We start from the raw sequence: 16,519 nt of genomic DNA on the forward strand, positions 1-16,519 counted from the left end.
TCCATAATAAGAAAACCACCATGTTTTAAAAATGAAGCTCAGCTCCTTAAAGAGTTGTAGAAATTAACATTTTATTTATATATTACATGTTTTGAGAAAATAAAAAAGCCATAGCAGCAGTTATGAACCCAACCTCGACTATGGCTTAAATTTTTATTCCCCTAAATCCACATTATGATAAACCTGCTGCACATCTTCAAGCTCTTCTAATACATCGATTAGTTTCTCGAATTGTTCTTTAGATTCATCATCTAATGTCACTTCATTTTGAGGAAGCATTGTAATTTCAGCAACAGTAAATTCTTCTACGCCGGCTTGTTTGAATGCTTCTTGTACTTGATGGAATTGATCTGGTTCAGCGTACACAATCACTGTTTCATCTTCTTCCATGATGTCACGTACATCAACGTCTGCTTCCATTAAAAGCTCAAGCGTTTCTTCTTCACTTTTTCCTTCGACACCGATGACAGCTGTTTGGTCAAACATGTAGGCAACAGAGCCGCTTACGCCCATGTTTCCACCGTTTTTCCCGAATGCCGCACGAACATCTGACGCTGTACGGTTCACGTTATTGGTAAGGGCATCAACGATTACCATTGATCCATTTGGACCAAATCCTTCGTAGCGCAGCTCATCGAAATTCTCTTCCGCACCGCCTTTTGCTTTTTCAATGGCACGGTCTACAATGTGTTTTGGGACACTATATGTTTTTGCACGTTCTAGGACAAAACGAAGTGCTTGGTTTGATTCTGGGTTTGGCTCACCTTGTTTGGCAGCCACATAGATTTCACGACCGAATTTTGCGTAAATACGACTTGTACTGGCATCCTTTGATGCTTTCTTTTCTTTAATGTTGTTCCACTTACGACCCATCTTATTCACTCTCTTTCACTTAGAAAATACACAGTATGAGGGTCCCCATGCTGCATGAAATCATTCTGTTTTCTATTATACATGAATTAGTCAAGAGGATAGAAGTTAGAGGGCTGAAATGAAGAGATTTCTTAGCTGATGTGTCCAAGCTGTTCAAGCGTTTCATGTTTTTCGAGAACCCGAGTCAGCTCGGCGCACCTAATAAATAAAGAAATAAGGGCCAATGATATAAAAAATAACCCCATCACAAATGAGGTTATTTTGCAGGCTGGGGATAAACGAGATCTTCAAGCAATTTGACATCATGCTGATGAAGTTGTTTGATCATTTCTTTTCGGACAGCGAGGGCGGCATCGAAGTATTTTTCGTCTTCGACCATTCCTTTCAATGTGATCTCAATCCCGCGGTTCAGCTTGTTCAGACCCATAATGCCATGGACTTGAAACGGTTCAATGGCATGCTGGAATTCATCTTTTTTAAGAAAATCATGATGCATTTGATTTAAATTGTCACAGGCCGTTTCTAGTGCTTGAAAGGCTGTATCTGGGTTTTGATTCGCACTAATTAATACAGACTCCGTAATCCGCATGTAGTGCATGTTATAGTTTTGAATTTGCCGGATGTCTCCGTTAGAAATGGTTAACAGCTTGCCGCTCCATTCTCTAATTTGCAAAGAACGGAGACCAATTTCTTCAATCGTTCCATTAAAGAGGTTATTCACTGTCACATAATCCCCTTTATGAATCTGACGTTCATAGATCAGGAAGATGCCTGCTAAAATATCACGAATTAGCGTCTGGGCGCCAAAACCGATGACGATCCCAGCAACACCAGCACCTGCAAGAATTTTTCCAAAATCATGAAAGAAGAGAGAAATGACATAGAATACAAAGCAAATTGAAGCTGTGTACTTCGTCACAGATTTGACCAAGCTCTCGATCGTTTTCTTCTTCTTATCTTCAATAAACTCCGTTCGTTTAAAGAAAATCTGAAGGGCTTTGTTGATGATAAAGACGGCAAGCCAAAGAACAAGTCCAACAATTAGAATTTCAATGTATTTGTTCTTGACCACTGTCAGAAATGTATCGTCCATCTATCGGTTACCCCCTGGCTGTACGAGAAGTAAAATCAACATCTTGATAATAGCTGTTTTTCACAAGAACATTCGGACCGAGGCATTGTACGCTTGGACAATGACAATTCAGCTCTTTTGCTAATTTTGTGTCCATCCAGCGAGTATAAGCTGATTGCAATGTATCGGTCGCAATATTTCCAAGCGGCGGTGTATCACCAAAGTCCGTCACAATAATATTCCCATCAAAAATATTCACATTCAACCGTGAGCGTCCGTCAGGGTCATTTCGTACCGTGACATGCTTCTCCTGACGCAATCGTTTGAGAAGGCGCTGGTCTTCTTCATCTGTACTGCAAGAATAAAATGGCAGGGTGCCAAACAGCATCCATGTGTCTTGATCACGAATATCAAGCAGTTGATGAATCGCATCACGCATTTGCGGTAGCGTCAATGATTCAAGGGCGCTGGCAAAATCACTTGGGTACATCGGGTGAACTTCGTGGCGCTGGCATTTCATTTCCTCCACAATTTGCCGGTGGATGTGTTCAATATATGGAAGTGTGCGTTTATTAAGCATGGTTTCAGCAGATACGGTAACACCTGCTTTGACAAGTGCCCGGCTATTCTCAATCATGCGGTTAAATAATTTCTCGCGCTGCTCAAAGGTTGGTTTTCTGTCCATCATCGCAAAACCGACCGTTGCAAACTCTTCGACAGTTCCCCAGTTATGTGAGATGTGAAGAACATCTAAGTATGGAATAATTTCTTCATATCGCGCCAAATCAAGTGTTAAGTTTGAATTGATCTGTGTACGGACGCCGCGTTCATGGGCATACTTTAATAAAGGGACGACATATTCCCGCACAGATTTGAGAGAAAGCATCGGCTCTCCGCCTGTAATACTGATGGAGCGCAGTAGCGGAACTTCATCTAAACGGCGAAGCAGTAAATCAAGCGGCAGTGCATTCGGGTCTTTTGGCTGCAACGTATAGCCGACCGCGCAGTGCTCACATCTCATGTTACACAACGTCGTTGTTGTAAATTCAATATTTGTCAGCTTCATCTCTCCGTAATCCTGCACATCGAGATAGGCTTCCCAAGGGTCATATGCAGGTGTAATCGGACGAAGTGCTGTTTTTTGGTTCATGGTATCTATCTCCTTTTCATTCGGGCAAACGTGGACCCGCCAACAGTTAATTTTAAGCCCCATCACCGTTATACGCAAGTGGGGTTTCATTGATTTACAAGGGAAAAAAAGATAAGCTAGAAACAAATGCTAAAGGGAGTGTATCTATGGGCAAGGCAGCAGACAGCAAAGAGCAGCAGGTTGATTATTTAAAGAACCGATTAGATATGTTTATGAATGTGATTGATTCATTAGATCCTGAATCAACAGATGTTGAGGATATAGACAGACTGATCCAGATGATTGACGACCTAGAAGCGAAATATGAACGGTTTAAAAGTGATTGGAAGGAAGAATAGCTCGCACAGTGCGGGCTTTTTTCTTTAAATTGGCAGGTGAATCAGTGTATGAGTCTCGGTCTTATTCTGCACAATAGAAGAAAAACCGGGAAGTGACGTAAATGAAAAAATACATGCTCATCTGTTTATGTGCGCTTTTTGTATCCATGCCTCTCTCAGAAGCGGAAGCCGTATCTAATAAGCCCGTCCATTGGGGATTTGCGAAAAGCAAAGAACACAAGCCAGCAGATGCGGGTAAAGAACTGAACGCTCTTTTAAAAAAGTATGATGCCTTCTATTTAGGAAATACGAAAAAGAAAGAGATTTATTTTACCTTCGACAATGGCTATGAAAATGGGTACACACCGAAGATCTTAGATGTGCTGAAAAAACATCGAGTACCAGGCACCTTTTTTGTGACAGGGCATTTTGTAAAGGATCAGCCTGAGCTCGTCAAACGTATGGCAGAGGAAGGTCATATCATCGGCAACCATTCCTATCACCATCCAGATTTAACAACAAAGAGTACGGAAGAAATCAAAGAAGAGCTGGGGCGTGTCAATGAAGCCGTGTACAAAATCACTGGAAAACAAGACAACCTCTATCTTCGTCCGCCGCGCGGTGTATTCAGTGAAAGAGTGCTGAAGGAAACAAAAGAGCTAGGCTACCAAACCGTTTTTTGGTCAGTGGCGTTTGTGGATTGGCATATTCATCATCAAAAAGGAAAACAGTATGCTTACGATCAAATGATGAAGCAGGCGCATCCAGGTGCCATTTACTTACTTCATACCGTCTCAAGAGACAATGCCGAGGCATTGGATGATGCCATCACGGCACTGAAAAAACAAGGTTATTCCTTTAAAAGCCTAGACGATCTCATGCTTGAAAAAGTATGGCATCTGCCTCAGCTATAGAAAAAAGCTTGCAGAAGACCTGCGAGCTTTTTCTTTATCCTTCTCTTATTTTACGCTGAAACAAAATCGGATGATGACGCGTGAAAGAGTCAATCAAGCCCTCACCGAAAATCGTGATACTTTGCTCCCAAGGATGTCCTAGCAAGCCCCAATGCATCTCTTTTGATAAAAAGAAATAATAATCCCCGTTCGGCAGGACAGGTACTGTCCATTCTCCAAATTCATCTTTTTCAAATGAGCCGTATGGTGTGATCCAGTAGCATTCGTGCTGCCAGTCAAGTGCCAGCATATATTCGTCTGTTCTGATAAGCTCCTGAAAAACAAGTAATGCTTTCTCTTCAAGGTCTTCATCTGCATGTAGAAGGGAAGAGTCCTCAAAATAAGCAGAAATATCATATGTAATGAAAGGAGAAGGTACGCGAAATGAAGGGAAACGAGAGATGCTCGGATTAAATTTGAAATCTCGATAGAGCGTCTCCCATACGAGCTTTAGTTCTTGATGAGACAATGGAATCCAGTTTTTCATCTAACCGCCTCCTCAGCCATTCTCTCCACACATTATTTGAATATGCGGAACCATCCTTTATGCTTAAACCACAAAAGCATACCCGAGACGAGCGCACCCATGAAAATCAGTACGCCAAAATAGCCATACTTCCAGTGTAATTCAGGCATGTTATCAAAGTTCATTCCGTACACTCCAACAATAAAGGTCAATGGGATAAAAATGGTCGACACTATGGTCAGCGTCATCATGATCGCATTCATTCGATTGGAATTCAGCGTCTGATAGCTGTCTCTTAAATCTGCTGTCATTTCTCGGTTCGACTCGACAATCTCTGTTAATTTCAATAAGTGATCATAAATATCATTAAAATATGCTTGACGATTTGTATCGCTTTTCATCATGTGCATGTTTACAATACGATATAAAAGGTCCCTCATCGGGATAATCGTTCGTCGCAGCTTGAGCAAATCGGATCGAATTCCAAATACTTCGTTCATCAGCGTTCCATATGTTTTATGACCTTCTTCATCCTCGATTTCATTCAGCCTGTCCTCAATTTGATAAATGATTGGGAAATAATCATCGGTAAGCTGATCAATCAGCATATAAGCAATATGCTCAGGTCCGCTATTTCGGGTTTTGTCAGATTCTTTGAGCTTTCGAATGACACAATCAATGTATGGTGCTTCCTTCAAATGAAAGGTCACAATATAATTCTCACCAACAAACAGATCGATTTCCTCAGATCGAAGCGTCTTTTGATTCAGGGCATGAAGCACAAAAAATAAATACCCTTCATAAAAATCAAGCTTCGGCCGCTGTAAATAATGGAAGCAATCCTCAATCGCAAGCGGATGGAACTGAAAGTATTCCTTTAAAAGCGCTGCTTCCTTTTCCGTAGGCGCATGAAAATCAATCCAATACCAGGCGATATCGGGGCTTGAAAGCTGCTGCAATGTTGCATGTTCAATCAAGTCTCCGTTCTTTGTCACTGCAAGTTTTTTCAGCATATACACCCCTCCAGACTTGCATTATATCATGAAGCAACGCCAGTGAACTTATACAGTTTCTCCATAAAAAAGCCGATCTCATCACTGAGATCGGTCCAATGTGCGTGTATGATTGATGGATAAAACCGAGAATTAAGGACGATGGAACGTAACAAATTTATCTTGACGATCGAACCAGCCTCTGAACGCCCAGTTATCCCAGCCGCCATCGCCGTTGTTTTTAAAGGTACCACTTTCAAATACCCAAATACCGTAAACAACGTTACCAAGATTAGCAGTAGCGAAAGTTTTCACGCCGTTAAAACGGTCTTCATAATTTTGGCTTAGGTTAAAGACCATGACATTATATCTGCCACCAGCAGCATAGAATGTGCTTTCCATCACGCTTTTAACGAATCCAGAACGGTTGGCATTTGCGTTTACTGCGTTAACAATTGCATTGGCAATTCCAAGAACATCGAAGTTGACGTTAACATTAGGACTAGCAGTCGTTCCAGCTTTTCCTTCAGCCGCTTTGTTTAAGACAGTTTGCTGTAGTGTAGTTGAGACGGGTGCTGATGTTTTTTTCTCAGCAGCATCAGCGAATACTGGTAGTGTCGAAGAAACAGCAGTGGCAAGGGCAATAGAAAGAATGGTTTTTTTCATTGGTCGGATCTCCTTTGTTTTTTAATTTTGGGTCTTCTTTTTCGTAAAATGTGAAACTAGGTGAAGCCGGTTATCAATGAGGTAAAATATGTTCCTGCAAGATAAAACAAATGATTGCCTAATCAGCTAATTCCTTTGTTCACCTCCTTGATATGTCATAATTATACAAATATTTTTGGAATAGAAGATATCACCCAGAGGTTCTATTTCTAATTTAAGGAAAATGAGCCTAAAATCTTGAAGGGTGCTGTCGAATTTTAGCTGAATTCGACTAAAAATGTTCTTTCATCCAAAAGGAAAATGACCGGAAATAAGGAAGATATAACTGATAAATTCTTGTACTCTTTATGTTTAAATGTATTCAATCAAGAGAATCATTCATGCAAAGTGAAACAATCGCATCTGCGTGTTTGCAGAAAGGAAGAGGAAAACATGTGGGAAAAAGAGCTGACCGTTGAACCGCCATATCACTTCAATCAAGTGCTAAGACGCTTATCAAATGATCCATTAAAAGCAGTCGATTTGAATAAAAGAGAAATCAAAGTACCAATCAGATTAGAACAAAAACCATACGTTGTCGTCGTTCAAGCCACCGGAACAAAAGAAGCGCCCACGTTTCGGGTGAAAGGAAATGGTCCTGAGGAACCTCTCATATGTGAGGTGAAGCGGATATTTGGCATGGAGCATCAATTAGACGCTGTGCATGAGCATTTTTCTCAAACAAATCTAGCCCCCGTTTTTGAGCGTCATAAGGGAACACCGCTCATGCTGGATTTTCACTTATATCATTGCTTGATGAAATGCATCATTCATCAGCAGCTCAATCTGGCGTTTGCTTATGAACTCACGAAACGGTTTGTTCATACGTACGGCGAGCAAATAGAGGGGGTTTGGTTTGATCCTTTACCAGAAGCCATCGCTTCACTTGAAACAGAGGATTTGAGAAAGCTCCAATTTAGTCAGAGGAAAGCGGAATATGTCATCGATGTCTCAAAGCGAATTGTGAGCGGCTCTCTTTCTTTAGAAGAATTACATGATTTAACTGATCTGGAGGTGGAAGAACGGCTGCTTCCGATTAGAGGGATTGGACCTTGGACAGTTCAAAATGTGCTCATGAATGGACTTGGAAGACCGAATCTCTTTCCGATGGCAGATATCGGGATTCAAAACGCCATCAAACGGCACTTTGACCTGCCTGCAAAGCCGACAAAAGAAGAGATGGCAGCATTAAGCAAGGATTGGACTCCTTATTTAAGCTACGCTTCTTTATATTTATGGAGAAGCATTGAGACAGATAAATGAAAGGGATTTTCTCTCTTTGTCCAAGTCATGGTATACTAATGAGATGGAATAAAATGAAGACAACCTATCAAGGGTTCAGATAGAACGGAGAGAATGAAGTGAAGGAAAAACAGCAAGGTGCCCTTTTGCAAAAGGGACAGCAGTTTCCGCTTACCATTAAACGCCTTGGCATTAATGGTGAAGGGGTCGGTTATTTTAAAAAGCAAGTGGTCTTTGTCCCAGGTGCGCTTCCAGGCGAAGAAGTGGTTGTGGAAGCAACGAATGTCCAAGCAAAATATGCAGAAGGTACGGTTAGAAAAGTTAGAAAGCGCTCCGAGCATCGAGTGAAACCGCCATGCCCAGTATACGAAGAGTGCGGCGGATGTCAGCTTCAGCATTTGGCGTATGAGCAGCAGCTAAAGGAAAAACGTGATATTGTCATTCAATCAATGGAACGACACACGAAGCTATCGGTCGAAACGCTGGATATTCGACCAACGATCGGTATGGAAGATCCATGGCACTACCGGAATAAAAGTCAGTTCCAAGTAGGGCGTTCTCATAGCGGCGACATTATTGCGGGGCTATACGGACTGAACTCTCATAAGCTTGTACCGATCAAGGAATGCATCGTGCAGCATCCGAAAACGAACAAAACAACAGGCGTTGTTCGCAAAATTTTAGAGAAATTCGGTGTATCGGTCTACAATGAACGGACAAGAAAAGGTGACGTGCGGTCGATTGTTGTTCGAGTTGGCTTTGAAACAGGTGAAGTACAAGTCGTTCTTGTCACATCAAAACCTGAATTTCCAAAGAAAAAAGAAATTGCCGAAGCCATTCAAAAACGTCTGCCAGAAGTGACGTCCATTATGCACAACATCAATGGTGAAAAAACGTCGGTCATCTTTGGTCATAAGACATCTCACCTAGCTGGCAACATGGTCATTCAAGAATTTTTAGGAGACGTCTCCTTTGAACTGAGTGCACGTGCTTTCTTCCAATTGAATCCGAAGCAAACGCTAAAGCTTTACGACGAAGCGAAAAAAGCGGCAAAACTGACTGGCAAAGAAAAAATTGTCGATGCGTATTGCGGCGTTGGAACGATTGGGATGTGGCTTTCAGATGGCGCCAAAGAAGTACGAGGAATGGATGTCATCAAAGAATCAATTGATGATGCCAAGAAAAATGCCAAAAAACACGGCATGAAAAACGCGACCTATGTAACCGGAACAGCCGAACACTGGCTGCCAAAATGGGTCAAAGAAGGCTTCCGTCCTGACGTCATCGTCGTGGACCCGCCAAGAACAGGCTGCGAAAGCACCTTCTTAGACACGGTCAAACAAATCAAACCAAAACGCTTTGTCTACGTCTCTTGCAACCCATCTACACTAGCAAAAGACCTCGAATACATGTCAAAAGACTACAAAATCGAATACATGCAGCCAGTCGATATGTTCCCGCATACGGCACATGTGGAGACTGTTGTATCGCTCGTGAAAAAATAGACTTTAATCAAGGCTCGAAAATCAATATTAGATTTTCGAGCTTTTTTTGTTTTGCGGGCATTTCTTTCATCAGACTTTTTTCTAAATGAACATCAACACTTGCAATGTTTAAATTAGTACTATATAGTTCTAATTATGAAAAAAGTAAAATTAATGAATCAAAAACGTGTGATTGAAGTAGCTGCAACTTTATTTTTAGAAAAAGGATTTGCTTATACAAGCATGGATGAATTAGTACGTGTAAGCAAAGTGTCAAAGTCTAATGTGTATTATCACTTTTCTAATAAGGAAGAATTATTAGAAGGGGTCGTTGATTATTGGATTGACATGTATCAATCTGCAATTGATGATGTACTATCTCAGAACCAATTTTTAGTTGAAGAACGTATCCAACTGTTTTTAAAGCAATTATCACAAGGAGTTCAATCGAGAGAATATAAGGGAAGCTGTCCATTTATTACTCTTTATATTCAAAGTCCTAATCAGGCCACGCAAATAAAAGAAAAAATAGGTTTGTTTTTTACAGGATTACAAAAGAAGGTTTCTCTATTACTGAAACAAGGAGTAGAGAATGGAGAATTCAGAACGACGATTCATATTGATGAGGTTGCATCACTGTTTATTACCAATCTTGAAGGCGCGTTATTTATTTCAGAAACATTGAAGGATGCCACTGTCATCACAAAAACAGCCGATCATATTTTTAACTTGCTTCGATAAAGAAGCTTTTTTTTACATTAAATTAGTACTGAATAGTACTAAAAGGAGATTTTATATGAGAACAGTATTATTAATTGGTGGAACGGGCTTTATTGGAAAGGAGTTAGTGAAAGAATTAGCCAATGAGGATGTGAACATTCTTCTTTTAGTGAGATCGAAAAGTAAAGCAACACGCATTTTTCAAGAAAGAGGCATCTTAAAAGAAGCAGTGATGCACTTTATTGAAGGTGATTTGACGAAAGTCGATTTGGGTCTAAGTGCTGAAGATAAGGAGAAGGTGTTGAAAACGGATGTGATCATTCACGCAGGAGGACCCATGGATATTCAAGCGACAAGTAAAAAGGCAGCTTCCGTCTTTTTAAATGGCGCCAAACATATGAGTGACTTAGCTAAAAGTATTCATCAATTGAAGGGCTTGCAACAATTTATTCATGTTGTCGGTTATATGAGTCCCTTTGATGATCAAAATAGCAAGATTACAATTGATGTGTTTAAAGAAGGAAACAGCTATTTGAAAATAAAAAATCCATATGAGAGAACAAAATTTTTAGCAGATCTTTATATTCGTCAACAGGCATCAGCAGTAGGTTATCCGCTTTCTGTCATTAATCCGCCAACTGTAGTCGGTAGTAGTCAAACGGGGAGTACAGAGCAAATAGCAGGATTAGGTTTGCTTGTGAAGAGTATGCGAAGAGGGCTCATGCCGGTGATTCCTGGAGGTAAGGACTATAGATTGCCACTTATTTCAAACGATGAGTTTGCAAGGTTTATTGTGCAGGTTTTCAGATTGGAGCAGCCAGCTATTCAAACATATACGCTTGTTGAAGACTGGCAGCACGATCAGAACATTGGTGAATTATTAAGTATGATGTCAAAAAGTATGAATATGAGGACACCAAAAATCTCTGTCCCAATGCCACTGATGAAAGCTATGATGAATAGTGGCGTAAGTAAAATAACAAACATTCCTTCTGATGGACTGAACTTTATGACAAAACGAACATTTTCAAATGTTGCAGTAAAAAAAATAATGGGAGAAGATTGGTTTCAGAAGACGAGTGTCATGAAATTTTTCCCTGCTGTAGTAGCTGATCTGGATTATCGAATGATGAATCCAAACGGTAAGGATGATCATTTATTTAAACGAACATTATGTGATAACACGACCCTTTACCAATTACAAGGAGAGGGTAAACCGTTTATTTTACTACATGGTTTATTAAGTGATGGAGAGGATTTATTCCCTTTAGCACAAGAGCTTCATGAAAAAACGGGTCAACCTGTATGGATTTTGGATCTTCCAGGTTTGGGACGTTCTCCTTTTAAACGAGAGAAACATCTTCTAGATATCTATTTGAATGTCGTGAAAAAGGTATTGGAGAAAGCGACGAATGGTGCACATTTAATCGGCCATTCATTCGGTGCGTATATTCTTCTGGAGGCATTGGTACAAGAGTACATCGATAAGAAGTATTCAATCACTTTACTTCAGCCACCTGTTGATAAGAAATATGCTAAATCGCTAAATGTTCCACAATTTATGAACAAATGGACATTGAAATGGGCAACGACTATTATGATAGAGCGTTATTTATTAAGTAATGGTTTGTTTGAAAGGGCGGAGAGCATCCCTGAACATTATATTGAAAAAATCAGAAACAGCTTTACGTCTCCTAGAATATTAAATACGACGGTTCAGCTTAACAGCTTACTACAGAAAACCGATCAAGATGATTTCAATGAGGTCACAAAGGATAATCTCCATGTTATTTGGGGGGATTATGACAAAGGCTATTCTGCCCCATCGCATCTTGGTCAGGTTGATTTTGTTCCATATGGTCATCATTTCCCACTTAGCCATCCGAGTGAAACAGCAGCATTGGTCATAAAGCAGATGAGAGTATGGGATAAATAAAAGGTTTGAGGTAGACCATCTACTCAAAACGAAAAATGAGATGTTTATGACAAGTAAGCACAATTTTTCGTTCTGGGGGTAGACCAGTTTGGCTAAAAAATTTCACTAGTAGAATACTTGATGAATTCGCGAGAAACAAAGTAAACCATATAATTAGAATAGAGGAGGATGAGAATGAGTCAATTCAAGATGTTGACTAAATACATACCGATGCTTCAAGAAGATCATATTGGAGAATGGGTGATCGATCAAGAAAATGATGGAACAGCGGAACATCCAATTCAAATGCCTTTTGTGAAATATTCCGAAACGGTCCGTCACTTGATCGAAGATGTCTATAACTTTGCGGAACAACATCAAGAGCTGGAGCTTACCCGCTACAGAGAGATCCTCAAAGAAAATGGCATTGAAGGTGGACCGAACGATATGGAAAATGTGGACATCTCTAGTTTAAATGCGCAGTGTGTGCTTGCTCTCATCATGGGAGTGGTGAGAGCTGAGCGGTTTTGCGATGGTACCATATTCAATTCCTTTAAAAGTGGAGCCATCTTAAAATGGCTTGAAAGATTGAAAAATCTAGATGTATGAAATCTAGGTTTTTTGTTTCTGAAACGAGATCACGAGAATGTGAATTGCTCCGCTTCTTGACGAAATAGATCAAGCAGCAGCTGCTTGGTCTTTTCCAGAGAAAGATGGGGTTCCTTATGAGTTAAGATTCCTATCGAGATAAAAGGGTCCTTCATTTCAATTGGAACTTGCACAAACTCGTCTGACAATGGGATAGAGGAAAGGACGACTCCGACAGAGGGGAATTCCTTTAGAAATGATGGAATTGCTGAAATCTGGCTGATGGTATAAGTGAACGGCTCCACATTTATTCTTGAGAGTTCCTTTTGTAACTTCATGTGATATAAACAGCTTTCCCCGCCTATGATCAAAGGCTGTTGATAAAGATCCTTGATCAATGAAATCGTTCCAACTTGATCTGCCTGCTGTTTTGCGATAATAAATGACATTTCCTCCTTGTACAACTCCTCAAACGCAAGTGTATTCATCACTGGTTCCCCTGCAATGGCAAAATCAATCTCACCCTTGAGCAGAAGCTTGTGAAGAAAGTCTGTATTACCGATGATAAAGTGGCATGTGATATTCGGTTTATGTCTCCTGAATATTTGAAGGACGGAAGGAAGAATAGTGGCAGCAATTGGTTCTATGACGCCTATATTCAAGGTTCCGATTTCTTCTTTTTGGAGTTTTTGTGATTGTTCTAATACAAAGTGCCAATGGAGTATCAACTGATCAATCTCTTTGGCAAACAATTGTCCTGAAGGGGTTAATTCAGCCTCCCATCCTCTTACAAACAATTGAAATCCTAACTCCTTTTCTAATCGTTTGATCTGATTCGTTATGGTCGACTGTGCATAATTCAATTTTTGAGCGGCTTTTGAGAATGTCCCTTCCTGAATCACGGCTTGAAATGCTTTTAACTCTTTTAAGTCCATTTCTAATAATCTCCATTCGATATATGAATATAATTTTATATATTATTCAATTATATAAAATGAGTATTGGGATGTAAAATGAAGTAAGACAGAAAAAAGGAGATGACATTCATGCCATTTGTAAAAGTCAGTTATATGGAAAAGGCGTACGATCAAGAAAGCTTAGCTTCTGTTAGCCAAACGATCATGAAGGCTCTGATGAAAGAATTTCAAGTTCCTAAAAAAGACTACTTTCAGGTGTTCAGTTCACATAAGAAAGAAGAATTTTTTTATGATCCCCATTATCTTCTTCGTCATGAGAGGGATCATCGTCTTTTATATATCCAAATTACATGTGGTTCAGGAAGAAACGAGGAACAGAAGCAGTCTTTATATAAGGAAGTAGCTGACCAGTTGTATTGCCAGCTCAATATACGTAAAGAAAATGTATTCATTATGCTGATTGAGACAGGCTTGGAGAATTGGTCCTTTGGAGAAGGGCTTGCGCAGATGATCAAGTAACGGAACGAATGAAAGGGGAAATAGCTATGCATCAACCAATCAAGCCAACTGTAAAATTCACTCTCGGAGATTTTGCTCCAGCATTTGTTGAGTATTCAGAAAAAGTTCTCTTTGGAGATTTGTGGAGGAGAGAGGAACTTTCTCTAAGAGATCGCAGTCTAATTACAGTCTCAGCCTTAGTAAGTGCGGGCAACCTGAATCAGCTGGAATATCATTTACATCTTGCCAAAGAAAATGGTGTAACGAAGAAAGAATTGATTGAACTCATCACCCATCTTAGTTTTTATAGCGGATGGCCTAAAGCAGCTTCAGCACTAGAAGCGGCTAAACATATTTTGGAGGACGAATAAAGTTCATCAAACAATGAGCCCTATTTGATATAGGGCTTTTTATATGCGGTAAATTTTATTTTAAAATCTTCTGTTGACCTTCCCCTTAACTGAAGGGTTTATACTGTGATCAGATCAACAAAACGGAGGAGATGCAGGATGTTCAAAATCGGTGATTTTTCTATGTTAAGTAAAGTCCCTGTCAAAACGTTAAGATATTATGACCAAATTGATTTATTAAAGCCTAAGCAGATTGATCAAGATTCAGGATACCGTTATTACTCAGCTGAACAGCTGCTTGAGGTCAACCGAATTTTTCTGTACAAGGAATTGGGCTTTACGTTAAAGCAAATGGCTCAGCTTCTTCGTGAAGATATCTCAGTAGAGCAAATTCAGGGCATGTTTCTGCTGAAAGAAAGTGAAATTCAGCAATTGATCGAGAGAGAACAACAGAAATTAGCGCGTATTAAGGAGCGGATGCACCTCATCAAACGAGAGGGATGTGTTGAAAAAGAACAGGAAGTCATCATCAAATCCGTTGAAAGCAAACGCATCATGTCTTTTCAATCCAACGGATCTGTTGACGAAATTCCTTCATTCTTTCAAATGTTTCATCATTTATTACTTAAACATCAACAAGAATCGATCTCTGGACCACAAGTAGTGCTATGGAGGGAATCATTCGAAAAAGAAAGTGAGTTCGAGTTTGAGGTGGGGTATTCCGTCAAAGCGTTAAGGGGCACTCTTCCTCAAGGAATCAAGATACGTACGTTACCCGCTGAAGAAACCATGGCGACACTATTATTTCATTCACATTCTCCATCCGCACAAACAGCTTGTATTGACCTGGCGACATGGATCGAAAATAATGGATACCGCGTGAAAGAAGACCAGCCGGGCCGAGAGATTTATTACCCATTGTCTGAAAATGAAGAAGGCAGACTCATTGAAATTCAAATTCCTATTATAGATGAAATCAAATCGTAAACATTGCCCAAAGGAGAAACGTCACGATGAAAAATAAAACCGTTGTCTATTTACTTGCATTAGCAGCCTTTTTAATCGGAACAATCGAATATATCATTACAGGCATTATCCAGATGGTCGCAGATGATTTACATGTCACGACGTCTGCCGCTGGATTATTGGTCACGTCTTTAGCGCTCTCAGCGGCAATCGGCGCACCGATTGTCATTGCACTGACCATCAATATAGACCGCAGAAAAATATTGTCATGGATGCTGATTATTTTTATTTTAAGTAATTTCATCACAAGTGTCAGCCATTCGTTTGAAATGGTGATGATGACAAGGATTTTACAAGGAATCAGTGGGGGGACGGCTATTGTGGTGGCAATGGCTGTTGCGACTCGTCTTGTAGAACGTGAAAAAAGAGGAACAGCTATTGGTATCATTTTAATGGGACTCAGCAGCTCCTTGGTTTTAGGCGTTCCAATCGGGACATTTTTAAGCAGTATGATCGGATGGAAAGCATTATTCGCAGCCATTGGATTGATCACGCTTATTCCGCTGATTGTTGTGTATAGGCGGATTCCCTCTATGAAAGAACAAGAACCGGTGACGCTTCGTATGCAGTTATCGATTTTAAAAGATAAGCGAATTTTACTCGCGGTGGCAGTGACGCTATTCTATGTAGGTGGATATTCCACGTTATTTACCTATTTAACGCCCTTCCTGCAAGCATCAGCAAACCTTAGCATCACAGAAATCAGTGGTATTTTGTTACTAGCAGGAATATGCAGCTTTTTGGGTTCCAGTCTTGGAGGGATGGCGGCAGATAAAAAAGGCCCAATATTCACGATTTTCTCAGGAATCATTTTGCAAATCATCATGCTCTTGCTGCTATCATTTGTCACAGGTAATCTCGTGGTCATGGTAGCTGTCATCATGATATGGATGATCGCTACATGGAGCACATCACCAGCTCAGCAGTTATATCTTGTCACACTTGTACCAAAATCTCCTGATATCGCCTTAAGTGTCAATACATCATTTATTCAATTCGGATTTGCCTTAGGCTCTGGTGTAGGAGGGATTGTGCTAAGCGAAACATCTATATTAAACCTAAGCTGGATCAGTGCTGGCACTGTTTTTCTCGCTTTACTCATGACCATTCTAATGGTAGCGTTTGATCGGTTTTCTCAGCGTAAGAGTTTGAAGATGATCGAGCAAGGAAGCTAACTTACATTCAATTTTGTATGGAAGGAACTACTTATTTCGGGTAGTTCCTTTTTGATTTGAAGAATGCACCAGTGAA

18 protein-coding genes are annotated in these 16,519 nt (G+C 40.2%); 11 read left to right on the plus strand and 7 right to left on the minus strand.

All coding sequences use genetic code 11. The features are described 5' to 3' along the window. Positions 1-153: 153 nt before the first annotated feature. The 3 genes from MKY18_RS03905 to yfkAB all read right to left on the minus strand — a co-directional run bounded on the left by MKY18_RS03905 (position 154) and on the right by yfkAB (position 3,095). Positions 154-873 carry a YebC/PmpR family DNA-binding transcriptional regulator gene (locus MKY18_RS03905; protein WP_012009270.1) on the minus strand — a complete coding sequence of 240 codons (720 nt, stop codon included), beginning with the start codon at positions 871-873 and terminating at the stop codon, positions 154-156. 256 nt (positions 874-1,129) lie between these two features. Further along, positions 1,130-1,966, minus strand: a complete 837-nt coding sequence (locus MKY18_RS03910; RefSeq protein WP_342497740.1) for a mechanosensitive ion channel domain-containing protein — start codon at positions 1,964-1,966, stop codon at positions 1,130-1,132. A 7-nt stretch (positions 1,967-1,973) separates the two neighbouring features. Continuing rightward, on the minus strand, positions 1,974-3,095 hold the full coding sequence (gene yfkAB, locus MKY18_RS03915; RefSeq protein WP_050944782.1) for a radical SAM/CxCxxxxC motif protein YfkAB: 1,122 nt from the start codon (positions 3,093-3,095) through the stop codon (positions 1,974-1,976). A gap of 146 nt (positions 3,096-3,241) precedes the next feature. Here yfkAB and MKY18_RS03920 point away from each other — a divergent pair, with 146 nt between their 5' ends. After that, positions 3,242-3,433: an SE1561 family protein gene (locus MKY18_RS03920; protein WP_044139757.1), complete on the plus strand. Its 192-nt coding sequence runs from the start codon at positions 3,242-3,244 to the stop codon at positions 3,431-3,433. A gap of 101 nt (positions 3,434-3,534) precedes the next feature. Then, positions 3,535-4,326 carry a delta-lactam-biosynthetic de-N-acetylase gene (gene pdaA, locus MKY18_RS03925; RefSeq protein ID WP_217013015.1) on the plus strand — a complete coding sequence of 264 codons (792 nt, stop codon included), beginning with the start codon at positions 3,535-3,537 and terminating at the stop codon, positions 4,324-4,326. A gap of 34 nt (positions 4,327-4,360) precedes the next feature. On the opposite strand, the gene MKY18_RS03930 is transcribed toward pdaA, so the two are convergent. The 3 genes from MKY18_RS03930 to MKY18_RS03940 all read right to left on the minus strand — a co-directional run bounded on the left by MKY18_RS03930 (position 4,361) and on the right by MKY18_RS03940 (position 6,489). After that, entirely contained in the window at positions 4,361-4,852 is a 492-nt protein-coding gene (locus MKY18_RS03930) for a DUF2716 domain-containing protein (protein ID WP_044139729.1), read from the minus strand. Between the two features lie 32 nt (positions 4,853-4,884). Further along, entirely contained in the window at positions 4,885-5,844 is a 960-nt protein-coding gene (corA, locus tag MKY18_RS03935) for a magnesium/cobalt transporter CorA (protein WP_342497741.1), read from the minus strand. 132 nt (positions 5,845-5,976) lie between these two features. Then, positions 5,977-6,489 (minus strand): hypothetical protein, encoded by a 513-nt coding sequence (locus MKY18_RS03940; protein ID WP_044139727.1) that lies wholly within the window; start codon positions 6,487-6,489, stop codon positions 5,977-5,979. Between the two features lie 432 nt (positions 6,490-6,921). Between MKY18_RS03940 and MKY18_RS03945 the strand changes: the two genes are divergently transcribed. The 5 genes from MKY18_RS03945 (at position 6,922) to MKY18_RS03965 (ending at position 12,498) form a co-directional block, all read left to right on the plus strand. Then, the gene (locus MKY18_RS03945; protein ID WP_341027283.1) at positions 6,922-7,791 is read left to right on the plus strand and encodes a DNA-3-methyladenine glycosylase; all 870 of its coding nucleotides are present in this window, start codon (positions 6,922-6,924) and stop codon (positions 7,789-7,791) included. A gap of 98 nt (positions 7,792-7,889) precedes the next feature. Continuing rightward, positions 7,890-9,275, plus strand: a complete 1,386-nt coding sequence (rlmD, locus tag MKY18_RS03950) for a 23S rRNA (uracil(1939)-C(5))-methyltransferase RlmD (protein ID WP_106067575.1) — start codon at positions 7,890-7,892, stop codon at positions 9,273-9,275. Between the two features lie 153 nt (positions 9,276-9,428). Beyond that, positions 9,429-9,995 carry a TetR/AcrR family transcriptional regulator gene (locus MKY18_RS03955; protein ID WP_126741125.1) on the plus strand — a complete coding sequence of 189 codons (567 nt, stop codon included), beginning with the start codon at positions 9,429-9,431 and terminating at the stop codon, positions 9,993-9,995. 55 nt (positions 9,996-10,050) lie between these two features. Further along, on the plus strand, positions 10,051-11,910 hold the full coding sequence (locus MKY18_RS03960; RefSeq protein ID WP_283924239.1) for an alpha/beta fold hydrolase: 1,860 nt from the start codon (positions 10,051-10,053) through the stop codon (positions 11,908-11,910). 174 nt (positions 11,911-12,084) lie between these two features. Continuing rightward, a complete protein-coding gene (locus MKY18_RS03965; RefSeq protein ID WP_265209048.1) occupies positions 12,085-12,498 on the plus strand; it encodes a DUF6508 domain-containing protein in 414 nt (137 codons plus the stop codon). Positions 12,499-12,527: 29 nt separating this feature from the next. Here the strand turns inward: MKY18_RS03965 and MKY18_RS03970 are convergent, their stop codons facing one another. Continuing rightward, on the minus strand, positions 12,528-13,412 hold the full coding sequence (locus tag MKY18_RS03970; protein ID WP_268506790.1) for a LysR family transcriptional regulator: 885 nt from the start codon (positions 13,410-13,412) through the stop codon (positions 12,528-12,530). A 111-nt stretch (positions 13,413-13,523) separates the two neighbouring features. On the opposite strand from MKY18_RS03970, the gene MKY18_RS03975 reads away from it, so the two are divergent. The 4 genes from MKY18_RS03975 (at position 13,524) to MKY18_RS03990 (ending at position 16,443) form a co-directional block, all read left to right on the plus strand. Further along, positions 13,524-13,913, plus strand: coding sequence for a tautomerase family protein (locus MKY18_RS03975; RefSeq protein ID WP_113768288.1), 390 nt, complete (start codon positions 13,524-13,526; stop codon positions 13,911-13,913). A 26-nt stretch (positions 13,914-13,939) separates the two neighbouring features. Then, complete coding sequence (locus tag MKY18_RS03980) at positions 13,940-14,263, plus strand: carboxymuconolactone decarboxylase family protein (RefSeq protein ID WP_217013009.1); 324 nt, start codon at positions 13,940-13,942, stop codon at positions 14,261-14,263. Between the two features lie 138 nt (positions 14,264-14,401). Continuing rightward, positions 14,402-15,229: a MerR family transcriptional regulator gene (locus MKY18_RS03985; RefSeq protein WP_106067571.1), complete on the plus strand. Its 828-nt coding sequence runs from the start codon at positions 14,402-14,404 to the stop codon at positions 15,227-15,229. Positions 15,230-15,255: 26 nt separating this feature from the next. Continuing rightward, the gene (locus MKY18_RS03990; RefSeq protein WP_278178247.1) at positions 15,256-16,443 is read left to right on the plus strand and encodes an MFS transporter; all 1,188 of its coding nucleotides are present in this window, start codon (positions 15,256-15,258) and stop codon (positions 16,441-16,443) included. The last annotated feature ends 76 nt before the right edge of the window (positions 16,444-16,519 follow it).

Source organism: Bacillus sp. FSL R7-0672 (genome assembly GCF_038601465.1).
Taxonomy (GTDB): domain Bacteria; phylum Bacillota; class Bacilli; order Bacillales; family Bacillaceae; genus Bacillus; species Bacillus pumilus.

Coding starts and splice junctions, on each gene's coding strand:
- MKY18_RS03905 (WP_012009270.1), bottom strand. CDS start 873: ATGGGTCGTAAGTGGAACAACATTAAAGAAAAGAAAGCATCAAAGGAT.
- MKY18_RS03910 (WP_342497740.1), bottom strand. CDS start 1,966: ATGGACGATACATTTCTGACAGTGGTCAAGAACAAATACATTGAAATT.
- yfkAB (WP_050944782.1), bottom strand. CDS start 3,095: ATGAACCAAAAAACAGCACTTCGTCCGATTACACCTGCATATGACCCT.
- MKY18_RS03920 (WP_044139757.1), top strand. CDS start 3,242: ATGGGCAAGGCAGCAGACAGCAAAGAGCAGCAGGTTGATTATTTAAAG.
- pdaA (WP_217013015.1), top strand. CDS start 3,535: ATGAAAAAATACATGCTCATCTGTTTATGTGCGCTTTTTGTATCCATG.
- MKY18_RS03930 (WP_044139729.1), bottom strand. CDS start 4,852: ATGAAAAACTGGATTCCATTGTCTCATCAAGAACTAAAGCTCGTATGG.
- corA (WP_342497741.1), bottom strand. CDS start 5,844: ATGCTGAAAAAACTTGCAGTGACAAAGAACGGAGACTTGATTGAACAT.
- MKY18_RS03940 (WP_044139727.1), bottom strand. CDS start 6,489: ATGAAAAAAACCATTCTTTCTATTGCCCTTGCCACTGCTGTTTCTTCG.
- MKY18_RS03945 (WP_341027283.1), top strand. CDS start 6,922: ATGTGGGAAAAAGAGCTGACCGTTGAACCGCCATATCACTTCAATCAA.
- MKY18_RS03955 (WP_126741125.1), top strand. CDS start 9,429: ATGAATCAAAAACGTGTGATTGAAGTAGCTGCAACTTTATTTTTAGAA.
- MKY18_RS03960 (WP_283924239.1), top strand. CDS start 10,051: ATGAGAACAGTATTATTAATTGGTGGAACGGGCTTTATTGGAAAGGAG.
- MKY18_RS03965 (WP_265209048.1), top strand. CDS start 12,085: ATGAGTCAATTCAAGATGTTGACTAAATACATACCGATGCTTCAAGAA.
- MKY18_RS03970 (WP_268506790.1), bottom strand. CDS start 13,412: ATGGACTTAAAAGAGTTAAAAGCATTTCAAGCCGTGATTCAGGAAGGG.
- MKY18_RS03975 (WP_113768288.1), top strand. CDS start 13,524: ATGCCATTTGTAAAAGTCAGTTATATGGAAAAGGCGTACGATCAAGAA.
- MKY18_RS03980 (WP_217013009.1), top strand. CDS start 13,940: ATGCATCAACCAATCAAGCCAACTGTAAAATTCACTCTCGGAGATTTT.
- MKY18_RS03985 (WP_106067571.1), top strand. CDS start 14,402: ATGTTCAAAATCGGTGATTTTTCTATGTTAAGTAAAGTCCCTGTCAAA.
- MKY18_RS03990 (WP_278178247.1), top strand. CDS start 15,256: ATGAAAAATAAAACCGTTGTCTATTTACTTGCATTAGCAGCCTTTTTA.